The sequence below is a fragment of the Paenibacillus sp. RC73 genome (assembly GCF_044908085.1).
GTDB lineage: Bacteria > Bacillota > Bacilli > Paenibacillales > Paenibacillaceae > Paenibacillus > Paenibacillus terrae_A.
In genome coordinates this window covers 550,587-572,199 of sequence record NZ_JBIYCV010000004.1, presented here as the reverse complement: position 1 = coordinate 572,199, position 21,613 = coordinate 550,587, and the positions used below count along the sequence as shown (strand labels likewise).

Annotated in this window: 15 protein-coding genes; 7 read left to right on the top strand and 8 right to left on the bottom strand. The window is 42.9% G+C overall.

Annotation, left to right across the window (positions count from 1 at the left end):
* Nucleotides 1–12: 12 nt before the first annotated feature.
* The 4 genes from odhB to ABH897_RS12695 form a co-directional block, all read right to left on the bottom strand.
* On the bottom strand, nt 13–1,323 hold the full coding sequence (gene odhB, locus ABH897_RS12710; RefSeq protein WP_283655205.1) for a 2-oxoglutarate dehydrogenase complex dihydrolipoyllysine-residue succinyltransferase: 1,311 nt from the start codon (nt 1,321–1,323) through the stop codon (nt 13–15).
* A 5-nt stretch (nt 1,324–1,328) separates the two neighbouring features.
* Entirely contained in the window at nt 1,329–4,220 is a 2,892-nt protein-coding gene (locus tag ABH897_RS12705) for a 2-oxoglutarate dehydrogenase E1 component (RefSeq protein ID WP_404592104.1), read from the bottom strand.
* 407 nt (nt 4,221–4,627) lie between these two features.
* Nucleotides 4,628–5,662, bottom strand: coding sequence for a hypothetical protein (locus tag ABH897_RS12700; protein ID WP_404592102.1), 1,035 nt, complete (start codon nt 5,660–5,662; stop codon nt 4,628–4,630).
* Between the two features lie 139 nt (nt 5,663–5,801).
* A complete protein-coding gene (locus ABH897_RS12695; RefSeq protein WP_283655202.1) occupies nt 5,802–6,155 on the bottom strand; it encodes a hypothetical protein in 354 nt (117 codons plus the stop codon).
* A 232-nt stretch (nt 6,156–6,387) separates the two neighbouring features.
* Between ABH897_RS12695 and licT the strand changes: the two genes are divergently transcribed.
* The 5 genes from licT (at nt 6,388) to ABH897_RS12670 (ending at nt 12,794) form a co-directional block, all read left to right on the top strand.
* A complete protein-coding gene (licT, locus tag ABH897_RS12690) occupies nt 6,388–7,221 on the top strand; it encodes a BglG family transcription antiterminator LicT (RefSeq protein WP_283655201.1) in 834 nt (277 codons plus the stop codon).
* A gap of 113 nt (nt 7,222–7,334) precedes the next feature.
* The gene (locus ABH897_RS12685; protein ID WP_283655200.1) at nt 7,335–9,245 is read left to right on the top strand and encodes a beta-glucoside-specific PTS transporter subunit IIABC; all 1,911 of its coding nucleotides are present in this window, start codon (nt 7,335–7,337) and stop codon (nt 9,243–9,245) included.
* Nucleotides 9,246–9,269: 24 nt separating this feature from the next.
* Nucleotides 9,270–10,733: a glycoside hydrolase family 1 protein gene (locus tag ABH897_RS12680; RefSeq protein WP_404580016.1), complete on the top strand. Its 1,464-nt coding sequence runs from the start codon at nt 9,270–9,272 to the stop codon at nt 10,731–10,733.
* A 326-nt stretch (nt 10,734–11,059) separates the two neighbouring features.
* Nucleotides 11,060–12,331: an MFS transporter gene (locus ABH897_RS12675; RefSeq protein WP_283655199.1), complete on the top strand. Its 1,272-nt coding sequence runs from the start codon at nt 11,060–11,062 to the stop codon at nt 12,329–12,331.
* A gap of 157 nt (nt 12,332–12,488) precedes the next feature.
* The gene (locus tag ABH897_RS12670; RefSeq protein ID WP_283655198.1) at nt 12,489–12,794 is read left to right on the top strand and encodes a hypothetical protein; all 306 of its coding nucleotides are present in this window, start codon (nt 12,489–12,491) and stop codon (nt 12,792–12,794) included.
* A gap of 47 nt (nt 12,795–12,841) precedes the next feature.
* Here the strand turns inward: ABH897_RS12670 and ABH897_RS12665 are convergent, their stop codons facing one another.
* Complete coding sequence (locus ABH897_RS12665) at nt 12,842–13,246, bottom strand: hypothetical protein (RefSeq protein ID WP_283655197.1); 405 nt, start codon at nt 13,244–13,246, stop codon at nt 12,842–12,844.
* 284 nt (nt 13,247–13,530) lie between these two features.
* On the opposite strand from ABH897_RS12665, the gene ABH897_RS12660 reads away from it, so the two are divergent.
* On the top strand, nt 13,531–13,743 hold the full coding sequence (locus ABH897_RS12660; protein ID WP_283655196.1) for a helix-turn-helix domain-containing protein: 213 nt from the start codon (nt 13,531–13,533) through the stop codon (nt 13,741–13,743).
* A gap of 186 nt (nt 13,744–13,929) precedes the next feature.
* Complete coding sequence (locus ABH897_RS12655) at nt 13,930–14,175, top strand: helix-turn-helix domain-containing protein (RefSeq protein ID WP_404592100.1); 246 nt, start codon at nt 13,930–13,932, stop codon at nt 14,173–14,175.
* A gap of 499 nt (nt 14,176–14,674) precedes the next feature.
* Here the strand turns inward: ABH897_RS12655 and ABH897_RS12650 are convergent, their stop codons facing one another.
* From ABH897_RS12650 to ABH897_RS12640, 3 genes are all read right to left on the bottom strand, one after another.
* Nucleotides 14,675–14,797, bottom strand: a complete 123-nt coding sequence (locus ABH897_RS12650) for a hypothetical protein (protein WP_404592098.1) — start codon at nt 14,795–14,797, stop codon at nt 14,675–14,677.
* A gap of 234 nt (nt 14,798–15,031) precedes the next feature.
* Nucleotides 15,032–15,754, bottom strand: coding sequence for a hypothetical protein (locus ABH897_RS12645; protein ID WP_283655195.1), 723 nt, complete (start codon nt 15,752–15,754; stop codon nt 15,032–15,034).
* Between the two features lie 12 nt (nt 15,755–15,766).
* Nucleotides 15,767–21,595, bottom strand: coding sequence for an RHS repeat-associated core domain-containing protein (locus tag ABH897_RS12640; RefSeq protein ID WP_404580822.1), 5,829 nt, complete (start codon nt 21,593–21,595; stop codon nt 15,767–15,769).
* Between the last annotated feature and the right edge of the window lie 18 nt (nt 21,596–21,613).

The window sequence follows — 21,613 nt, the reverse complement described above, 5'->3', positions numbered from 1 at the left end:
CTGTTGATCTATTTATCCTTCCAGCAACAGTGATTCCGGATCTTCCAGCAATTCTTTGACCGTTACCAGGAAGCGAACCGCTTCGCTGCCATCAATAATCCGGTGATCGTAGGACAACGCGATATACATCATCGGACGATTTTCCATACGTTCCTCGTCAATGGCAATCGGGCGAAGCTGGATTTTATGCATTCCCAAAATACCCACTTGCGGTGAATTCAGGATCGGCGTAGACAGCAAGGAACCGAAAATACCTCCGTTGGTAATGGTAAAGGTTCCACCTTGCAGATCCGCCAGAGAAAGCGAATTGGAACGTGCTTTGCCAGCCAAATCTGCAATGCTTTTCTCGATTTCGGCAAAGCCGAGACGATCAGCATCCCGTACAACGGGTACAACCAGCCCTTCCTTCGCAGATACAGCAATCCCGATATCATAGTATTTTTTCAGTACGATATCATCGCCGTTAATTTCCGCATTTACAGTAGGGAAACGCTTGAGCGCACCGACCACTGCCTTCGTAAAGAAGGACATAAAGCCCAGCCCAACATCGTGCTTCTCCTTGAACTTATCTTTGCGGCGTTTGCGAACATCAAGGATGGCGGTCATATCCACTTCATTAAAGGTCGTAAGCATAGCGGCCGTTTGCTGTGCCTCAACGAGACGTTTGGCAATGGTCGCTCTGCGGCGGGACATGCGCTGACGTTCTACCGGCTTGCTGTACTCTGTCTGAGACGGAGACGCAGCAGGTTTATTCGCAGCGGGAGAAGCAGGTGCAGGTGATGCAGCACGCGAAACATCGGCGCTGTTCCCATGCGTTTTAACGTCCTCCTGGAACACGCGTCCAAGCGGGTCCTTCCCCTGTACCTGCTCCAGATCAATTCCGCGCTCACGCGCCAGCTTCCGGGCAGAGGGAGATGCCGTCTGACCGTTCCCGTCACCGTGGGACGGAATAGGCTGTGCGGCCTGTTCCGCTGCTGATTTGCCATCGCCTGCTGTGGAAGCAGGCGAAGTGGCTACAGGCGGTGCCTCCGGCGCTTTGGTCGCTGCTGCTTCTCCGGCACCGGATGATCCTGCGCTAACGCTCCCACTGCCGCTTCCGATCAAGCCTACAGCTTCACCGATAACCACCGTTTCCCCTTCCTGTCGAAGGATTTTCTGGACTACGCCCGCTTCTTCTGCGCTAATTTCCAGATTGACCTTATCAGTTTCCAGCTCCAGTAGAACATCCCCCTGTCCTATGGAATCCCCTTCCTTCACAAGCCATTTGGAGATTGTTCCTTCCGTGATGGATTCTCCCATTGCTGGCACTAAAATATCGCTCACAGCCGCTACCTCCCCAGTGTAATATTGTTTTTGGAATCCTGCTTCAACGCTGATTGAATAATTCGCTGCTGCTCTAGGCTGTGTACTTGCTGATAACCGCTCGCTGGGCTGGAACGATCCGGTCTGCCTGCATAGCGGATTTCCGCTCCTTGCGGCACAACATTCCGCAAACGAGGCTCAATGTAACTCCAGGCACCCATGTTTTTCGGTTCTTCCTGTGCCCATACGAATTCCTTAACATGCTGGAAACGGCTGAAAATATTCCGAATTTCCTCTTCTGGGAAAGGATACAACTGCTCGACACGAATAATGTGCAGACGGTCCTCCGCTTCAGCCTTGTCCTTCTCCAACGCTTCTTCCAGATCAATGGCAATCTTGCCACTGCATAGTACAATCCGTTCTACACGATCCGGGCGCGCACCCAATCCGGGCTGCTCCAGCACGGGACGGAATGTTCCTTCGCTGAATTCGGAAGCAGGCGAAGCCACACGGTTATTACGAATGAGACTCTTCGGCGACATCATCACAAGCGGACGAGCTTCCTCACTCTCGCTTAATACAGCCTGACGGCGCAGCAGATGGAAATACTGCGAGGCACTGCTCAAGTTAGCTACAGTCCAGTTATTTTGTGCAGACAGTTGGAGGAATCGTTCCAGACGTGCACTTGTATGCTCCGGTCCTTGCCCTTCACTACCATGCGGCAACAGCATTACCAGACTGGATTTCTGTCTCCATTTGGCACGGCCAGCGGAAATGAACTGATCGAAAATAACCTGCGCACAGTTGGCAAAATCACCGAATTGCGCTTCCCAAATCACTAACGTTTCAGGAGAGTACACGTTATAGCCATACTCAAAGCCAAGGACAGACGCCTCAGACAACGGGCTATTATGAATACTGAACGAAGCACGTGCTTCCGGCAATGTGTGCAAAGGACAATGCGTATTGCCCGTTTCAGGCTCGTGCAACACGAGGTTACGGTGAGCAAACGTTGCCCGCTCCGCATCTTGACCCGTCATACGGATCGGTTTGCCATCTGCCAGAATCGTAGCCAGAGCGAGCGTTTCCGCCAAGCTCCAATCCACCTTTTCACCTTCGTTCAGAGCCGTTTTTCTACGCTGTAAAATACGATCCAGCTTCGGATATACCTGGAAGGCTTTTGGCCATTTCAGCAGGTTTTCATTGATCTGACGCAGCTTTTTCAACTCTACAGCCGTACGAACCACAGAATCCTGACCCCGTTTTGCCTTGGAAGGAGCAATTGCAGGCTCCTCTTCCGGGTTATTCTTCACATGCTCATGCGCTTCCTTGAGTCGATTTTGTACCTTTTCGATAAGTCCAGCATTAAACGCTTCATCCACGATTCCTTGCTTAATCAGTTTTTGAGCGTACAATTTGCTAACCGTTGGATGGTTTTTCACCTTGCTGTATACCAGCGGTTGCGTTGTTTCCGGATCATCGGATTCATTATGACCGTAACGGCGGTAGCCAATCAGATCAATCAGGAAATCCTTCTTGAAACGGTTGCGATATTCGCCAGCCATTCGAGCTGCTGCAATGCACGCCTCGGGATTGTCCGCGTTCACGTGTACGATCGGAATTTCGTAGCCTTTGGCCAGATCGCTTGCATAGCGGGTCGAACGTGAATCCACGCTTTCTGTTGTAAAGCCCAGACGATTGTTAACAATAATATGAACCGAGCCGCCATTACGGAAGCCGCGTAAATTCGTGAAATTAAGTGATTCCGCCACGATGCCTTCACCTGGAAAAGCCGCATCGCCATGCATGATAATGGTTGCCGCCTTGCTGACATCCAGCTTCGGATAGCCTGCCTCACTGCGATCTTCCTGTGCTGCGCGGGAAAAGCCCTGCACGACCGGGTTCACGTATTCCAGATGACTCGGGTTATTCGCCAATGTCAGACGGGCCTGTACCGCTTCCCCATCCTTTACAAAACGATTGGCACCCAGATGATATTTTACATCTCCGGTCCAGCCATAATTAATCCCTGTCGAGCCTTCCGACGGAATCAGATCCTTATTCGGAGAATGATGAAATTCAGAGAAAATTTTGCTGTAAGGCTTGCCCAGTACGTGGGCCAGTACATTCAGACGACCACGATGCGCCATCCCCATCAACACGTGGCTTGCACCTGCATTCGTCGTAAGACGGATAATCTCGTCGAGTACTGGTACGAGGACATCATTACCTTCGATGGAAAAACGTTTCTGTCCGACAAACGTTTTATGCAAAAACTCTTCGAACTGCTCCACCTCTACCAGTCTGCCTAGCAACGCCTTGCGTTCCTGTGTGGTGAGTGGTTTGGAGGACCAGCCGGATTCAGCGTAGCTGTTCAGCCAGCGGCGTTCCTCCTCGTTATGAATGTGACTAAATTCATAGGCAATCGGGCCTGTGTATGCCACACGCAAGCGTTGGATGGCTTCCCAGCCGTTAAGTGTTCCAGCGGGAGCGTTATCCCATATTAAAGAGGCCGGAAAAGCCTTTAGGTCCTGTTCAGTTAAACCGTAGGATGCCGGATCAAGCAAGCGTGTATCCTGCTCGGCATCCAGTCCCAGCGGGTCTATTTGTGCAGCCAAATGTCCGTATTCACGGATGTTCCACACCATTTTCCCAGCTGTAACCGCTTTCTGTAATGTGTTCGAATCAAGATGTCCCTGAGCGCTTGCCGGGGGGCCTTGCAATTTGTAGTCTATCATGGAAGCAGCCGAGTATTCGGATTGCGGCGGCTCACCCCATTGATCAAACAGCTCGCGGTAAGCCGGATCAACTGTTCCGGGGTCCGCTACATACTTTTCATACTGGTCCTGCACATAACCTAAATTAGGTCCATAATAACTCTGCCAAGGTACCTGTCTGCTGCTCTCTTCCATTGTCATCTCGTTCCCTCCGTCAAATTTTGAAATTCATAGCTGGACGGAAATCATTTTCATTTCAGTTTTCGCAAAATTCTCAATTTAAGTTGTTCACAATATGCTCACATTATATGAAATCCTTCATCAAAAGTCGAATTTCACAATTCCTATCCTTCTTCCATTGTATAAACTTTTCCGTCGATGAGCATTTCCTTTTTCTCAACATACCAATGCATAAATTAGATCAATCAGGTTATTTCGTATGAAAACAAGCGCCAGAGACTGGTTTGTCCCCCAGCCTTGGCGCTTTTATCGTACAAATCATAGTATCAGGAACCAAATTGGGCAGTATGCAGACGACTGTACACTCCACCCGCCGCCATTTGAATTAGAATCGGAGTAGTTGTCGTATCTGCTTCACATCCATTTTTCTAAAAATCACGTAGTTGATCAAAAATCTCAAACAACGGATCTCTGTCAACGAAAGCCTTCCTTTGCTCACCAAGCTGCTGCTCCACTTGATCCAATAGACCTGCCAGCACCATATAAATTTCTTCGCGTTCTACCGTTTCGATAAACCCGATACGTCGATCCATTTCGTTAAAAGCTTCTGTGTATTCCGTCACCAGCGATTTCAATGTTGCATTCACTGTATTTATGCCCATTTGTTCATCCAGTGTTCGTACAGTTGCCAGCATTTTTTTATATAGTTGGGCGGATTTTTTGGCATTGGCTGCTGTGATCTGCTCGCGTCCATCCCAATCCCGAAACGGATTGTCCAGATTTTCAGTCAGCCATTCCGGTTTACGCGCTTTGGTAATGGAGAGGTCTAGTCCACGTGGGACTTCTTTTTTGTAAGCAGCCTTAATCAACTTGCCTGCGTCTGCTGGTAAGCTGGTCATCCACAACATGGACAAATGCGGCAATCGGTCTGGAGCAGGAAATTCTTCACCCTTGAATCCGAACAGGTCGTATGTAGTGAATTGGCGCAGCTCCTTGAGTCGCTCTAAGCTATGCAGATTAGAGATGATTCCCGGCTTGCCCCAGATCCGTAATTCATACAGATGAGGAAAACGAACGACAATTTGCTGCATATTGATTTCTTTAACATTGGTCAAAGAAAGCGCATTTAAACGATCAAGTCCGTGAAATGTCGGAACATCGGCAGAATATTGAACACCCATCCATCGTCCATCCTCATGAGCATGAATCGTCAGGCCGGGTGAAAGGGTGCCGCTTAACATGAGTTGTTCCAGATCCTCGTTCAGATAAAGTTCTTCGATACCTTCTGCATTCAAAATAAGCCGACTCACATGACTATTTCTGAGATCCAGTTGGCTTGAGCTACATGATATGAGCTGAAGTTCATTGATAAATGGATTGCTTTTTACATAATGAATCAGTGCTTGATCTGCGTTATCGGTGTGTATCGTCATCAGGCAAGGAAGCTTGTCCAATTCAGACATATCGTCTATCACTTGCAGGATCGTAACGTTAATTTTACTGGTATCCCGGCGTATGCTCTGACCCCCGATCTCAATAAAGGTGTCATCGTTTGCAGCAGCTTTAAATTGTTCCCGTTTACCCGGATCAATCTTTTCCCAATTACGCTGACGATGCAGGCTTCCTCACATGCCACCCGCCACTGTAACTGTTCGTTTCCTCCTGAACTAAGGGTGGAATATTGCCAACCAAAGTATAGTTAGGCGGGACATTGGCTCCGACAAAACTATGATCTAAGCGATTGTTCCAGAAGTGAAAATCGCAAACGAGAGGTTTCATCGTATGTAGTTCTGCCTCATCTGGTAGACGATCTCCTGTCCAATCCAGTTCAAGTACAGCGGCAAGCTGTGGGTTTCTTTTAGAATCAGTCTCTCTAAGCATGGTGATCTGACAGGCTACATATTGCTGCAATTTGTCCGAGTACACACAATAAATATCTCCAACGGATGGTATCATCGTAATCTCCTTTATGTAACATGATTCTGTAAAATTTTTTTTTTTAGTATAGCAAAAGATTCTACTGGTGGTTCACTTCTAATCTCAAAAAAAGTTGACAACGTTTTCAGATCATGATAACTTATCCGTGAGGCTTGTTACCGGTAATGCGGGCAAAACCACAACAGAAATGATGATGTTTATTTCTGTTGTAGTTTTGCTCTTTTTTATTCCTCAAAATGGGTGGTTCAATGTGATAATTAAACAAATCTTCAACAATAATATTGTCAGTACGGTGGACGATAAAAATCAGGAGCTGCTTATCCTCGGCCGGGGTATCGGCTTTAACTTCCGTGCGGGTGACCCGATTGATGAAAATCGGATTGAGAAAATTTTCCGTCTTCAGGATGCAAATATTTATGAGAAGTTTAAAGCGATCGTCATGGAAGTTCCGATTGATATTTTACAAGTCACCGATGACATTGTTAGTCTGGCGCGCACACAGTTGAACAAAAAAATAAGTGACGGTATCTATGTATCCCTATCCGATCATATTCATTTTGCCATACAGCGTATGGAGCATGACATGATCGTACGCAACCCACTATCATGGGAAATTCAGCATTTTTATAAGGCTGAATATGACGCTGCCAAAGAATCGTTGACGCTTTTGCGCGAACGTCTGGGTATTGAATTCCCTAAGGAAGAGATTTGTAATATTGCCCTTCATTTCGTGAATGCTGAAATTAATGATTCGATGAATGATGTCACTCATATGATGCAGTTGCTTCAGGAGATCATGAACATTATTAAATATCATTTTAATGTGGAATTTGATGAGGACAGCGTGAATTACTTCCGTTTTATTACACACCTCAAATATTTCTGCCAACGCGTTATTACGCATTCGAGCCATGATGATGCAGAAGAATATTTGTATGAAGTCGTGAAGAAAAATTATGCAGACACTTTTAAATGCATTGGTAAAATCGAAAGATTTATTCAAAAAAATTACGAGTATACCATGACGCATTCTGAGCAGTTGTATCTGACACTGCATTTGGAGCGTCTCATCAAAAGAAAATAAATATTTTCAAGGCTTGTAACTGTTAAATCAGGCAAAACCTGAATGAAAAAGGCTCACGATACGTGGGTCTGCTCATTCGGGTATTTTTTTACCTAAAAATGGGGGGATTCAAGATGGATCAACAGGAAACAGCCCAAAAAATTGTGGCCTCCGTTGGTGGAACAGACAATATTAATTCTGTATATCATTGCGTTACACGCTTGCGCTTTGATCTCAAGGATAACGACAAGGTAAATCTGGATGAATTAAAGAAGCTGGACAAGGTTATGGGCACAAATGTATCTGGTGATCAATTTCAGGTCATTATCGGCAACGAAGTGGCCAGCGTATTCAATGCCATGACGCAGCTATATCCTGTTTTAAAGAGTGACTCCAGCGAAAAAAAACCTTCTGAAAAAAAGAAACAAAATGCTATCTCCAGATTATTTGAGTTCATTGCAGGTGTATTTGCTCCTATTTTGCCTGCCATTGCGGGTGCGGGTTTGCTCAAAGGTTTGATTGCTTTGCTCGTATCCGTGGGCTGGCTTACAGCGGGCACTGATACGTATCGAATTATCTCAGCGATCGGAGACGGAGTCTTTTATTTTCTGCCGCTATTGATTGCTGTGAGTGCCGCCCGAAAATTCGGTTGTAACCCTTATGTCGCCGTTGCCGTCAGTGCAGCACTCATGTACCCGGACATGGGAACGTTATTATCGAGTGGTCAAGCTGTTTCTTTTATCGGTATTCCGGTTACTGCCGTTACCTATGCGTCCTCCGTTATCCCTATACTTCTGGCCATTTGGCTGATGTCTTATATCGAAAAAGGCGTAGACCGTATCATTCCTTCTTCTTTTAAGCTATTACTTGTCCCATTGATTACGATGCTCATTGTCGTTCCGGTTACATTGATCGCTATTGGACCGCTGGGTACTCTGATCGGTAATGGATTGTCAGGCGGTATTAATTGGCTGATTTCCGAAGGCGGCTTGTTCGCAGGTATTATTTTGGGCGGAGCTATGGCGTTGATCGTGATGACAGGCATGCACTATGCGCTCGTTCCAGTCATGATCAGTAATTTGGCGAAACTGGGTTTTGACAAGTTTCTGCCGCTGACCTACATCTCCAATATGGGGCAGGCAGGAGCAACCATGGGAGTATTCTTCCGTGCAAAGAATAAGAAGCTGAAATCTGTAGCATTTTCTACAAGTCTGACAGCACTTATGGGTGTCACCGAGCCTGCTATGTATGGAGTTAATATGAGATATAAACGGCCTTTTGTAGCGGGTATGATCGGTAGTGCCGCAGGTGGCGGCTTCTCCCTTGCCTTTGGTGCGAATGCCTATGTACTGGCGGGCAACGGTGGGATTCCGGGGCTACCTGCACTGATTGGACCGACGTTCTGGTATGCATTTGGCGGTATGGTAATCGCATTCGTTGTAGCCACAATCGCAGCTATACTGATGGGGATTAACGAAGAACTGAGCGACGAAGCTTTGCAAACCACGAGCGAAACGGCCGTCTCTCCAGCAAACCGTGACAGCTCAACGGATTCCTCTAATGAGGTACAGGAAGATGTAAATATTCCCGCTTCGAATGAGACAATTTATGCTCCCATGACAGGTCGGTCGATTCTACTAAAGGAAGTGAATGATCCGACATTTGGTGACGAATTGATGGGTAAAGGCGTGGCCTTTGTTCCTGCCATTGGCGAATTGTCCTCACCTGTAAGCGGCACCGTGCTGAATGTGTTCAAAACGAAGCACGCCATGGTTATTCGCAGCAACGACGGTGCAGAGCTGCTCATCCATGTGGGAATCAATACTGTTAAGCTTCGCGGGCAGTTTTTTGAGGCTCATGTTCAGGCTGGTGATGTAGTTCAAGCAGGCGATAAGCTGCTCACGTTTGATCTGGAGCATATCGCAAAAGAATATGATATCACAACAGCCATGGTTGTCACCAATACAAGCGATTATCAATCTGTTTTTCCAATCAAGCTGGGGGATATCATCATGAAGGAACCCGTACTGAAGGTAGAAATCTAAAAAACGATAAAGGAGCACACACTTATGAGTAAAGCACAAGTATTTCCCGAGAACTTTCTATGGGGAGGCGCTATCGCCGCCAATCAAGCTGAGGGCGCATTTGACGCAGACGGCAAAGGCTTGTCTACCGCAGATATGGTTCCTTATTATAAGAAAAAAGATTATGCCAATCTTAGTGCCCTCATGCACGTATCCAGTGAAACGATTGCAGAGGCCATGGAAACAAAAACAGCCGAGGGTTATCCGAAGCGTTATGGAATTGATTTTTATCATCATTTTAGAGAAGATATTGCGTTATTTGCTGAGATGGGCTTCAAAACATTCCGTCTTTCCATTAACTGGAGCCGCATTTTCCCTAATGGAGACGATCAGGAGCCAAATGAGGCTGGCCTACAATTTTATGACAATGTTTTTGAAGAGCTACGTAAATACGATATTGAACCTCTGGTTACTCTATCGCATTATGAAATGCCGATGACGCTGGTATTGAATTATGGCGGATGGAAAAACAGAAAGGTCATTTCGTTCTTTGTGAAGTATGCCGAGACCGTTATGAACCGATATCAGGATAAAGTAAAATACTGGCTGACGTTCAATGAAATCAATACAACCCTTATTGAACCGTTCACAGGCGGCGGAATTGTCGGGGACAAGGAAGAAAACCTGTTGCAAGCGTCCTATCAAGCATTACATCATCAGTTTGTTGCCAGCAGCCTGGTAACCAAAAGAGCACGTGAAATCAATCCGGCCTTCCAAATCGGCTGTATGTTGGCCAGAATGATCCATTATCCTGCTACAAGCAGCCCGGAAGATGTACAGCAAGCTCAGATCGACAACCAGATGAACCTGCTTCACACCGATGTCCAGGTACGCGGTAGCTACCCGCCAATCATCAAGCGTTATTTTGAGGATCATCAAATTCATATCGTAAAAGAAGCAGAAGACGATCAGATTTTGAAAGAAAATACTGTCGACTTTATTTCCTTCAGCTATTATACATCCCTCGTCTCCACTACAAAGCCGGAGAAGTATGGAGTTACTGGAGGTAACCTGTACAGTACCGTCAAAAATCCAAATCTGAAGGTGACGGAATGGGGCTGGCAGTTGGACCCGATTGGCTTGAGAACGGTTTTGAAAGAATTGTATGATCGCTATCAATTGCCTTTGTTTGTGGTAGAAAACGGGCTGGGAGCCAAGGATACTGTCGAAGAAGACGGCTCCATTATAGATGATTACCGGATTGACTATTTTAGACAGCATATTGAACAACTAAAAGAAGCTATTCTGGATGGCGTTGAAGTGATTGGCTATACCAGTTGGGGAGCAATTGATATCATCAGTGCATCCACTTCAGAAATGTCCAAACGCTACGGATTTATTTATGTGGATCAGGACGACGAAGGCCACGGAACCCTTAACCGCAAAAAAAAGAAAAGCTTCGACTGGTATAAAAAAGTGATTGCTACGAATGGCGAGGATTTGGGTTAATTTAGATTAGAGACTGCCCCCCATTTGTGAGTCAGGAATCAAACACCTGGCAAGTTAACCAGCCAGTCGTCGGATATCAACCGACGGCTGGTTATTTAGTTTATGTTGCACCTCATACTACGCCAAACGAGTTTAAAAACAACTCCCCAGTCCACCCTACTATGTTTATCGTTAATAGCAGAATTTAAAAGACAGATGGTCCGATACGATGCAAACTCAAATTTTAATATGACATTAAAGTCACTTTTCTGTACAAAATTCCTACTTTTCACTATTATTTTAATTAGGCATCTAAAAACCGCTTTGAAAGCGAAAGGGATGGAACTGTGACTGGATTAAAACAAGTACTCAGAAACAAGAATTATGTCAGGCTTTTTCTGGCAACGTTCGCCTCACAAATGGGAGGAATTATTGGGGTTACTGCATTCATGTTTTATTTGTTGAAACGGTTTACGAATCAGCCATACTATGCAACGCTTGCCGAGTTAATGTATTCGCTCCCGATGCTGGCAGTATTTCTCGTAGTTGGAGTACTTGCAGATCGGATGGACCGACAAAAAATTGCTGTTAATTGTGATTGGATCAGCGCTTTTTTATCCTTATGTTTGCTTATTTTTGTTTGGGTTGATTCGATTCCTTTGATATTTGTCTGCCTCTTCATCCGTAGTGCTGCTTCCAAATTTTTTTTCCCAGCCGAAAGTGCCATTATACAGGGAATCTTAAACAAAGATGATTACACCATTGCCGCAGGCCTCAATCAAATGATGGGGAGTCTTTTCATGTTGTTTGGAGGAACTCTGGGGGCCGTCGTTTACTGGCATTTTGGAATTACTGGAGCCATCCTAATTGATGCTGTTTCTTTTATTGTGTCTGCACTGCTTATCCGTTCCTGCAAAATTCAAAAGGAAGTACTCCTTCCAAACGGGGCACATCAATTTAAGCAATTAAAATTTAAACTGGTCATGCATGACTTTAAACAAGGGTTTCTTTACATATTACGCAACAGACTATTGATTTGGTTGGTTTCAGGCTTTTTTATGTTCGGTATTTTAAATGGTGGATTTAGCGTTTTACCGATGTTTATTCTTAAATATAAGCTAGCTCCAGGCAACTATGAGCAGTATATGGTATGGGCAGGTATTATTTTTGGGTCAGGTGTGTTGCTTGGCACCTTAATCGCTTCTCTTATCTCCACCAAGCTAAAGTTACACCAAATGATTGCAGCGGGAGTTCTGGTAGCCGGAATTGGTATATGCACACTTGGATTTGTTAATCACCTCTATGTATTTTTGATTATCAACTTCGCCATTGCACTGGTACTTCCGTTCATCAATATTGGCATAGGAGGATGGCTGCCTTGTATTGTAGATCCTCAAATGATGGGACGTGTGCAAGGTTTAATTAATCCGTTAATGATGCTGTCCCAGTCTCTTACATTAGGTTTCATTGCTGTAAGCTTTCCTTCATTTATTTCAATTGAAGTCTTATTTTTATTAGTCGGGATCTGTACCGTTATTGTAGGAATATATTACACTATTGTGCTCCCCCGTTATGCTGATTACGGCACTTCTTCTAACGTCCTTCAGGAATCTTTATAGGCAGATTAAAAGAGTCCTAAGTTGAATTGCCACTTCTGTCTCCATATCCAGTGCAGAGGTGGCTTCACCATAGCTCCCCTCAAATGCTCCACAAGCACGTACATTATGGTAGATACAAAAGTTAAGAGGTCAAAAACGGAGATCATAGGAGTTAACCATGCAAAGCAAAAAAGTGTTAATACCCGCAGCATTACTTCTTTTAATACAGTTAAGCGTTCCTGTCAGCTGTACCTTTGCACAGAATAACCTTGTCATAGATCATGAAACTAAAGAGAGACTCAAAGAACAATATGGCTTGGAAGAACCTCAGTCACCTATATTAGAGCAGCAGCAAAACATTTTATTCGGAGGTGATTGGGGCTTTAGTCCTTCTGCCGATGCCGCGATGCTGGAATTGACCATATGGATTCGGAATCCGCTCATTTTCATCAGTCAACAACTGGTACATTCACTGAAATCATAAGCTGTTTTCTATTCGGTAAGTTCCATGATATAGAGCATAAGGGTCATTTATTTTGTAGTAAGTTGTCTGCCACTTGGGGTCACTTCATCCTTCTTATTGAAAAGGTTTAATTCAATGGGTCCCCTACCATGTAGCCACAGCAGTTCATCGAATAAAAATGTCAGTCCATCCTTGGCGCATAAGCGTTCGATGATCTCCGTGACAACTTGCATAACCTCCCCTTGTACACCCGCTGCCAGTTGCAGACCTCCGCTCTCTCCATCCAGGTAAAGATGCGTATGATATGATTGCTCCACCTTCTTCACATGGCGCAAACACAGTATGCCATTTTCGAGGTAAAAGAAGTATTGATGGTCATAAAGAACCCCTTCGCATATCTCATACATATGAGGGAAATCATACGGCCCCTGCACCATTGAGACCCGCTCCAATCCCATTACTGATTCTGTCATACATCCTCGCTCCATTCCTTTGTTCAAAGTTTCTTATTTGCCAATATACTTTCTTCTACAGGTAGTTTTTCAAACTAGGTGGTTGAACGATAATTAATTGCTAATTGTAAAACGTTTTGGTACGATAAGCATATTACTACGACGTTCACAAATAACATTTCAATAAACCTAATGCACATTACAGTGTTATTTTTGTTGTTTTCAGAATACATCCAATAGTGTTTATTGTCAATACTTTGATGTTTCTTTTTAACACTATAGAATGCATTTAGCTGGAGGAAAATATGATAAAGATTCATCTTTCCCGTATTATGGGCGAAAAACGAATAAATATTGCCGAGCTTTCCCGCATGACTGGATTACATAGAAACGGAATCACCAAACTTTACAACGAAGAAACAGACGGTGTGAAATTTGATACGCTAGATAAAATTTGTAAGGCTCTACACTGCCATGTTCAAGATGTTATCGAGTATGTAGAGGATGATACAGACTAGATCCCTTCCGTTTATTTCCCCCTCCTCACGCATTTATTTGTTTAGGATTATCAAAATAGTAACTGTTGCTAATTTTAAAGCATTTTGATACTATGAAGGGATCAACTTAGTTTACTTATAATCTTGTTAACTAGATTACTTATTTACAAATATACACTTCTATTCTATACATGTCAACTAGTTTACTTGATTACTTTTGGAGGAATTGTTGTGATTAGATTTTCTCTTGATAAAATTATGAAGGACCGTGGACTCGAACAGAAAGATATTGTTTCTATTACGGGAATTAATAGGAATACAGTTAAAGCTTTGGCCTCCAACGCAAACGCCCGAATTGACTTTCCAACCTTGAACACACTTTGTAGAACCCTTGGCGTACTCCCTGGTGAACTGATCGAATACTTGCCAGAAGACGACGAAGAGAGCCGTTAACATGCTTAACGGCTCTCTGTTCTTTATATAATATTCAAATTTTTAACGATCTTCCCACTCAAATTAGGTTCGAAGATCATAATCCCTTCCTATCAGCGATTTCAAATAAACTCTTCCCACGTATGATAAATATCAAATAATGCATTAGGGTTACGTTGCCCTTTTAAAATTGCGTACATTTTATTCGATACAATCCTGATCACATCCATATCTTTTTTCCTGAATCCAACAATAACAGGGCGATTAACGCTAATATAAGACTTTGGTTTAAAAACAATGCCCCAATCCAACCCACTATGATTACTTTTTACAACCTCTCCTAGATAAATGGAAATATCCAGTGTAAAAGCTTGAGATTTTGTGTCGAGTTTATTCTCATATATAGCTCTTCAACCATTCTTCGGTTTCTGAATGCTCCTCTTCTAATTCCGAAGCACTTTTACTTTGAATCTGTACACTCCCTAGATACCATTCTCAAATATCTATGAGCGAACGATCACTATAAATCCAGATGTATCTGTGAAAATGCGCCAAGGTGCTCTAAACGCGAAGGTATTTGTTGTTTAAACCAATTAAAATGTTCTTTCGCTTCATTTTTGTTCATTTCTGAGTATTCTTTCATGTCGAAAGGTGATTGCATAAATCCATAGTTCATTTATATATTTTTCTCATTTAAACCTTTTTTATCCTATATAAATTTATATAATCGATACAGTTTCCCAACTCCTCTTAAACCCTTAGAAAAGAAAAACCACACAGAATTTATCCATGTGGTTGGAGTGCAAACTCACTATTAAAGAATCATCTTGGACCGAATAAAAAATCGGAACATGTATTTGCTCTCAATTTAATTTGATTATTTCCTATTACCTTGAAGATTCTTTACAGTTCCAGCAATGGCCTGATAGTGATTAATAATTGAATTATTTTGAGGATTAGAAGCAAAACTGTTAGAGATTTGATATGGCTCTCTATTAAAATTACTAATTCCACCTATATTTTTAATAGAAGGACCATAATTTTGATCGTAGTACCACTCACCATCTAACGTATGGATAAAAAATTCTCCTAAGAAATAGCTTGATAATAGAACGTTTTCCTCCGTCGGTTCTGAACTTAGCAAAGCTTCGATGGTTTTTAATGAATTTTCATCTTTAAAGTTTAGATTATTTACCTCGACAAATTTCTGTAGCTTCTCAAACCATCCTTTATCTAAAAAGTTAGCAGGAGGAAGCGTATCTTTAGGCACATTCTCTTCAAACCATTTTAAAGCAAACTGATCAATAATCTTTTCTAGGGTGATAAATATATCTCGTAATGACTCTTCATCCTCATAGTAATGAAATTTCTCCATCTTTGATCCATCAATGAAAAAAAAACTATTAACTGATTCGGATTCAGTCATAAAAGTAATGCGTATTGCATTCTCCGTCCAATAACTTTTATCGATTTGGATTGTTTCCTTAAATCCATTGACTACTCTTGTAAAAAACCAAGTATTGTTTAAATGCTCATAAACAAAATTTAAAGTAGCCAATTTCTTACCTATAGTTTGTTTAATAATCATGGATATTTTCATGCAACATTCTCCTTACAGAATAATTGGCACACGCATCCGTGGAACAGGGAGAAATCCTCCTCCTCCTCCATGTGACGAGCTACCACTCGGACCTGGCATACCATTAGGCAATGGAACACCTTCAGGGTAATAATCAGCAGAAAAGAAGTCTTTGATTTTATCCCAAACCGTTCTTGTAACTGGAACTCGTTCATCCAAATTTTTGTCCCTACGATTTCTCTCACCATAATATATCATCCCCTGATCATTTGGATAAGTATAGTAGGTGATTTCCTTTTTTGAATTATATGGACTTGGGATAGAAAGCCCATTCGGATTCCATTTATTACCTATATAAGCAAAGCTTCTTTTTCCTTTGAAACCATTCACATTAATACCATCAATATAATTTTGCAATTGTTTTCTACCCGATGCGTGCAATGCTAGACTCTTTTCCTTACTCCAAGATACTGGCTTTAATTCACAAACTTCATAAGCATTCTCTCCTGTTTTCAAGATAAAATCAGCATACCCGATCTTCCCATTAGTTAATCTAATAGTCTGTTCTGTATACGCTACTTGTTTTCCTGTTACATAGTTAACAAATTTAAATATGAACTGTAAGGATCTATGTGCATAAATACCATAGGCTGTATCTCCAAATTGTGGAAGATGGCCTGTTGGATCGCCATATTTAAGTGGGTTATTTAACACATACGTATACAAATTCAAACTCAGAGAACTATCGATATCTCCTTCATACGTATCCTCATTGATAAATCTTCCACTATCAGGATCATACCATCTGGCGCGCAGGTATTGTAATTCCGTTGTATCATCCCACAATTCACCAGAGTAACGGAATGGATTGTGGACTTTTTCCTCCTTGACCTCTTCATTACCCCAAATATCATATTGATATTGATTCAGCAAGGCTCCGGAGGAATCCCTGATTTCGATAATATCTCCATGACCATTGTAGACGGGATAGGCTTCCGTTAGATCTGCATATGCTATGGCCTCTAATTTTAGACCTCGAATATAATTGGCTTTTAAAACAGGTTTCCCATTTTCAATCGTAGCTTCTGCTATGATTTGGGCACTGTTTCCATCGTAGTAGTATCGGGTTTGAACGCCATCCTGTATACGGTCTGTCAGTAATCCATCCCCGTTGTATCGGTACTCTACGCTCTTTCCGTCGATCTTGACTTGAGTCAATCGGTTCTGATCGTCGAAGCTATTCTCCCTCGGCTTCGTATGAGGCTCTCTCTCTGTTTCCATCGTAAGACGGTTACCTCTGGCATCATACGAATATGCATCCTGATTTTCGCTCGAAGTCGTAATCCGATTCAGCTTATCGTACGTAAAGGCATCCTCTACACCATTTTGAGTACGTTTGGTGATATTTTTACCAGGATCGTAGCTATATTGAAAGCTATTGGTCTCCGAATCGGATCGGGTGTGCTTCAATTCAACTAACTGAATCCCGTTATATTGGTTTTGCTGGCGATAACCATTTGCAGATACCGTTGAGTCCAGCAATCCATTTTTGGTGTAGGCATATTCTGAAACGGGCTTATCTTTTGTGCTGCCTACGGTCTTCAATCTGTTCAATTGATCATACGTGTAGTTTACTTGCTCGCCAAATGGCCCAGTCATTTCGGTTCGATTCCCATTGGAATCATACTGATTGGAAAGCTTTAGGCCGTCCGGGTAAGACAAGGTGTCTAATTGCTCCGTATACGGATCATACGCATAGGAGGTTGTGCCCGTTCGATCTGTCATGCTCAGCCGCTTGCCCGTAGCATCGTATACGTAGCTGACCGTTTCATCCTTACCTACACGCGACTTCAACCGATTACGGCTATCGTATTCAAAAGAAGTGACATTCCCGTTACGGTCTATTTTCTTGGATAAATTCCCGTTGGTATCAAAATAGCTCTTTTCTATCTGGCCCTTCTCATCTTTGGTTTGAATCACTCTACCCAATTCATCATACGACTTCACCTTGGCCTGACCATCCGGATACGTGATCCGAGTGAGATTACCCAGCATATCGTAAGTGTACTTCGTCGTTTCGCCGTTTGGCTCCGTCACAGCTGTCTGATCGCCCAAGGCATTATATGAAAATTGGGTCTCGTTTCCATTCGCATCGGTTTGACTCAAAATCTGATCGTTTACAGCATCATACTCCACTTTGGAAGTTAATTTTTGATTACCATCCATTGCTGATTTTTCTTCGTTTTGTACTAATCGGTTCCATTTGTCGTAGGTTTGAATTTGTTCATTCAACTCACCGTCTCGTTGCGTTACTTGACGAAGAGCATCATTATATCCTACTACAGCTTCTGAACCGTCCGCATAGGCTGTTGATGTAGTACGGCCCCAAGCGTCATAACTATAGCGCGTAAGATGTCCAAGCGCATCTTCACTGGATACTAATCTGCCGTTGGGATCATAAGCTGATTTGGACTTAATCACATAATCGTTACCTTCATACAGCCCTGACTCGATATTCCAGCCTAAAGCATTGTAACGTGTTTTTGCTCGTATCCCCAGCTCATTCGTCACCGTTACGATGTTCTCAAGATCATCATAGGCTACACGGATACTTTTACCGTCCGGATAGGTTACAGCCTTTACGCGATCAATAGCATCATATTGGTACTCTGTTTTTTGACCTTTTCCATCCAGCGAGGAAGTGATTAAACCAGTTAACTTATCATAATCCGACTGAATGGTAACTGTAGATTTTTCTCCATCTATATTCGTAACCTCTACACTTTGTTTCGTTGGAAAAGCATGATCGTCATCACTGCTATACTCCGTCGTTGTCGTCACGGATTTGTTACCATTTGCAATAGTTTGAACGGTTGTATTTCCGTAAGCATCTATACCTGAATAATTTACTTTTTGTAGTAATTCACCCCCGGGATGATCCTTGGAAACCATAACCTGCGTTACTTTCCCTTGCGGGTTTCGAGTGTACTCTGTAACTCCAGTGCTTTTGGAGTCAATCGGTTCAGTAACCGTTTTAATCCGATGCTTGTCGTCATACGTATACGCCGTTTGTGAACCCTTCTCATCCACTGAGCTTGTCACATTACCGTAATCATCATATTCAGCAGTCGTTGTCAAAACGTCTCCATTTTGATTATTGCTGGACGAGGTACGGGTAGGAACAGGTACGGTATAAGCTTTGCCTGTCACCTGCTTGCCGTACTGATACGCTGTGTTCTTTTCAGAATCTCCTGCTTTAACTACTGACTGATCCAGGTAATACTGCGGTGGCGTGTCTGCACTAATAAACTTTTTATTATAATTGAAGGTTGAACGAGTTAATCCATTGTCTGTGATGGTAGAGAACGAAGTATCTTTCACATAGCTCTCACCCATATCAGAATTGTAATGAATGGTTTCCTGATTATAGTTTTCGGTTTTATTGTTTTGATAAGTGATTTGATCTACACGTGAAACCGCTCTATATGCCTCGTTTACTGAGTTGGAGCCAATATAGCGTTTTACTGGCTGGTCCTCGTAAGTATACAGAGTAGAGGCTCCTGTAGGATGAAATACTTTGGTTAATAAAGCGTACGGGTTAGATATTTGTCTTTCCGGATGCGAAGCACTCAAATTAAACTTGGCCGGTGCTAATGTATATGAATATGTGGTTTTTCTACCTTCGGCATCTGTCACGGAATCCAGTAATTCAACGCCTTGTTCTGTATGTTTACGATAGACAACAGTGCGGTTTCCTTTAGACAGAGTGACGTCTGTAGCCGTATATTGAATATCAATCGAGTTACCGATTGCATCTTCTACTTTGCTAAGCAGCTTGCGTTTATACGTAGCATTGAGTTCATAATTAAACTTAATGGCATTATGATAGGCATCTTCAATTTGCAGCAACTGACCGTCTTTGGAGAAATATTGTTTTTTCGCTCCATCAACAGAAGTTAATACAGAAGCTGAGTTCTCCCCACTAACCGTTACTGAAGTATCGGGTGTGAAAGTCAGGCCTTTCCAGTCGTAACCTTTAAGCTGATCTCCCTCAATTTCATAGCTGCCGCCATCCCCCAAGTGCATGTACTGCTTGCCCTCTTTGGTTTCTACATAAGGTAGATTCCAGGACCACCCCTTGCCAAGAGGATTCAGTTGATCTTCAAGCGCAGGATAAGTTCGGTTTTGAAAAATAAATGAAGGTTGATAGGCTACAATTTCAGCAAAAATGGTAGCATCCGCATCTGCTGCAATATAGTATTTATTCCCATCGTCACCCTGAAATACAGTCGGAGGACTACTGTTAATTAAGTCTCTATAGTGTTCTGCCTCAGAAATGGTTTCAAACGGGATTGTCTGTCGGCGAACAGCCGTTTCGAGCCCCTCTGAAACAATCGTTTCAATTTGCGGTGATCCTTCCATAGTAAAGGCTGTTCTTGTCCTTCCACCTTTGCCATTACTTGTCCACTCGCTATAACCAATATCGCTTGTATAACCGGGCTTCGTAACGGTTCCGCTATAATCTTGTCTCCATTCTCGGGTATCGGCAGTTCCCTGATTGAAAACTGTTCCTGAATAAAACGCTGATCCTGACTCGGTACACATTACTCTACCAGGAGAGTACATGGGACATCTTGGATAAACCAGCATAGATGATAAAGATAAATCCCCTACATATGAATCCCTGTCGTAATGCATTTTAGAGTCCCCACATACCGGGCTACCTGGAAAATATCGCGAAGCGTTACCCGCACTATCATAATAGTACGAATTCATGACACTACATTGTTCCCAGAATATATTTTTAGAACTTGGACCCGTATATGATCCCTTGATGACTCTGGCTTGTCCATCTTTGCTTAAAGTTCCTGTAAATCCATCTTTACTATACTTTATTGAGTCTGGGAAGGCCTTCTCCCACTTTCCAGTTTCAGAGTCCTTTTCTACTCTTGATTCCGAGGGTATAGTATAGGTTATTTTTTGTCTCGCTGCTTTGCTAGCAGCTTCATAAGTCGTGTATGTGCCTATAACTTTGGTTTCAGGCTGGAGATTATAGGTATTAACATCAACATTCCCATCACCGTCTGTATCCTCTTGTACCCATCTTTTTTGCTGATAGGCTACCTTGTACGACTTGGTAACAGGTATCATCATCGCCTTAAAGTAGACATAATAGTTCTGCACAGCAGCACTGTTGTCAATGATTTCAGCGCCTTTGTCGAAAAATTGAGCCCGATTCGTATCATATTGACGCGTCAAAGAAAAGCCCAGTCCGTTTCGTCCAGGCAGTGTTAAATCTGTATTTTGCAGCGATAGGCTGCCTGATAAAGTGGATATAGATTCTTTATCGTCGCCAACAGAATAAGGAGCTTCATTAAAAGAAGCTTTATTGTATACTGGTGCTTCTTCTCTAATGGGTGGAAGCTGCGGTACATTCGCCACGAGACTCTGTTTCAGGAAATCTGTCTTATATACATCTTCAGTGACTTTGTTCGTAGAAGCAAGGTCATCTGTTGGATAAACATCATCTGTAACATTATGAGAGATCAAGTTATCTAGTGGAGCATCCGATAGCTTATTGTATACGTCACTTGTGACGGTTTGTGATTGGTTCTCTTCTATAGGAAATAACGAAGCTGCTGCTTGTTCATAGCTAATATGATCTTGTTCAGCCGAATATAACGCCGTATAAATCTGGTTTAAAGAATAACCTTTTCTTAATTGTTCTGACAAAAAAGATGACGTGACTCCAAATCTGGCAGCCATTTGATCCGCCGAGTATTGCGAATTGTCATTCCCCGCACCGAATACATTTGGAGGAACAAGTCCGCTAATTGTACCGAAAATAAATGTGATAATCATGATTATTGCTATATGACG

Excerpts from the sequence above, each read along its gene's own strand:
- ABH897_RS12705 (WP_404592104.1), bottom strand. The coding sequence starts at position 4,220 with ATGACAATGGAAGAGAGCAGCAGACAGGTACCTTGGCAGAGTTATTAT.
- ABH897_RS12700 (WP_404592102.1), bottom strand. The coding sequence starts at position 5,662 with ATGTCTGAATTGGACAAGCTTCCTTGCCTGATGACGATACACACCGAT.
- ABH897_RS12695 (WP_283655202.1), bottom strand. The coding sequence starts at position 6,155 with ATGATACCATCCGTTGGAGATATTTATTGTGTGTACTCGGACAAATTG.
- ABH897_RS12685 (WP_283655200.1), top strand. The coding sequence starts at position 7,335 with ATGGATCAACAGGAAACAGCCCAAAAAATTGTGGCCTCCGTTGGTGGA.
- ABH897_RS12680 (WP_404580016.1), top strand. The coding sequence starts at position 9,270 with ATGAGTAAAGCACAAGTATTTCCCGAGAACTTTCTATGGGGAGGCGCT.
- ABH897_RS12670 (WP_283655198.1), top strand. The coding sequence starts at position 12,489 with ATGCAAAGCAAAAAAGTGTTAATACCCGCAGCATTACTTCTTTTAATA.
- ABH897_RS12665 (WP_283655197.1), bottom strand. The coding sequence starts at position 13,246 with ATGACAGAATCAGTAATGGGATTGGAGCGGGTCTCAATGGTGCAGGGG.
- ABH897_RS12660 (WP_283655196.1), top strand. The coding sequence starts at position 13,531 with ATGATAAAGATTCATCTTTCCCGTATTATGGGCGAAAAACGAATAAAT.
- ABH897_RS12650 (WP_404592098.1), bottom strand. The coding sequence starts at position 14,797 with ATGAAAGAATACTCAGAAATGAACAAAAATGAAGCGAAAGAACATTTT.
- ABH897_RS12645 (WP_283655195.1), bottom strand. The coding sequence starts at position 15,754 with ATGAAAATATCCATGATTATTAAACAAACTATAGGTAAGAAATTGGCT.
- ABH897_RS12640 (WP_404580822.1), bottom strand. The coding sequence starts at position 21,595 with ATGATTATCACATTTATTTTCGGTACAATTAGCGGACTTGTTCCTCCA.